At 70.4% G+C, this 1,054-nt stretch carries 1 protein-coding gene; it reads right to left on the bottom strand.

Annotated elements, in window-relative coordinates:
* Positions 1-943 (bottom strand): tyrosine-type recombinase/integrase (locus ABD254_RS21355; protein WP_344251015.1); only part of this gene is annotated, 943 nt, incomplete at its 3' end.
* Between the last annotated feature and the right edge of the window lie 111 nt (positions 944-1,054).

The following is a 1,054-nucleotide window of genomic DNA, read 5'->3' as shown; positions in this document are numbered from 1 at the left end:
GCCCGTGCTTGGCCGGCTGCGCGGGCTCGCCGTTCGCGAGCCGCACGGCGGGCGCCCAGGCCTCCTTGGAGAACGTCCGGTGCCTGACAGGCTCCTTGGCAGCGTTGGTGAACACGTACGCGTACCCGGCCCGGCCCTCCACGAGCGGGGTGAGGACGTCGACGACCTCGGGTGCGAGCGCGATGGGGCGCCGGGACTTCTTGGACTTCGGCGGGCCAACGGTGGCGTCACGCTTCCAGGCACGCTCGACGGTGAGGGTAGCGCGGTTGAGGTCGATGTCGCCCACGCGCAGGGCGGTGGCCTCGCCCCAGCGCAGCCCGGTGGAGAACAGGATGGTGACCAGCGGCTGCCAACGGGGGGAGAAGCAGCCCAGGAAGCGGGTGTACTCCTCGTGCGTGAGGAAGACCATGGGTTCGCGCTCGGTGCGGGGCAGGCGGGTGCCGTCGCAGGGGTTGGCGGGGATGAGCCCCGAGCGCACGGCGCGCTTGAAGGCCCCCGAGACGAAGCTGTGCCGGTTCGCGATGGTCTTGCCGGAGATCGGCTTGTCTCCGCGGACGGTCTCCTTGGCCATGGTGTTGACCCATCGGGCGATGTCCTCGGGCAGCACGGCGTCCACGGGCAGCGGTCCGAGCTCGCCGAGGTCGTTGCGCACGTGGCCGCGGTAGGTCGTCAGGGTGCTCTCGCCGACGCCGGAGAGGTTGTCGATGTGGTGGGTGCACCACTGCGCGACGGTGGGCGTGCCTTCCTTGGTGTGGTCGCGGGCCTCGAGGATCGCTAGAGCGCGCGCCGGGCCGACGTCACTGAGCAGCTTGGCGAAGGCTGTGGCGCCGCGCTCGGTGGTGAAGGTGCGAGACGTCTGCCGGCTGCCGCGGCCGCCCTCGCGGAAGCGGACCTTCCAGCTCTCGGAGCCGTCTTTGGCGCGGTGGAACGTGGGAGCAGGCATGCCCCCATCATGGCCCGTGTGTGCGTACCGTGTGCGCACCGACCCACGAATTGACGTCAATCTGACCGCGATTCCCCGTGCTCGCCCGAGCCTGTTCATGCAGGTGAACCG

Origin of the sequence: Isoptericola hypogeus, from assembly GCF_039531145.1 — a bacterium.
GTDB classification, from domain to species: Bacteria; Actinomycetota; Actinomycetes; order Actinomycetales; family Cellulomonadaceae; genus Isoptericola; species Isoptericola hypogeus.
The sequence above is the reverse complement of the archived record's forward strand: the minus strand, read 5'-3'. Positions and strand labels throughout refer to the sequence as shown.